General features: G+C 63.6%; 1 protein-coding gene. It reads right to left on the bottom strand.

Annotation, left to right across the window (positions count from 1 at the left end):
• Positions 1-338, bottom strand: a 338-nt coding sequence (locus tag EE949_RS01385; protein ID WP_431194208.1) for an acyltransferase, incomplete at both ends; no start/stop codon positions are given.

Raw genomic sequence — 338 nt, 5'->3', positions numbered from 1 at the left:
GATGAACACCGGGCCGCCGACAGCCCAGAATTCGGGCTCGTTGAGGTCGTGCCCGCCAGCGATGATCAGCACGTGGGATGCAATGGTGACGTGATCACCGATCACCAGACCGCCCCTTGCATCCAGTTGGCAATGCCAGCCCACCGTGGTGTCGTTGCCGATGCGCAGGCTGTCCACGCCCAGCACTTCGGTGTTGCGCCATACTGTCGAGCCCTTGCCGATCTTTGCGCCGCCCATGCGCAGCCAGAACAGGCGCAGGGTATGACTGGGGATCTTGCAGATCAGGATGTTGTACACCTGCTCCCAGGTGCGCAGCATCCGGTCGCGCAGGGTCGGCC

This window comes from Pseudomonas viridiflava (assembly GCF_900602065.1).
Lineage (GTDB): Bacteria > Pseudomonadota > Gammaproteobacteria > Pseudomonadales > Pseudomonadaceae > Aquipseudomonas.
The sequence above is the reverse complement of the archived record's forward strand: the minus strand, read 5'-3'. Positions and strand labels throughout refer to the sequence as shown.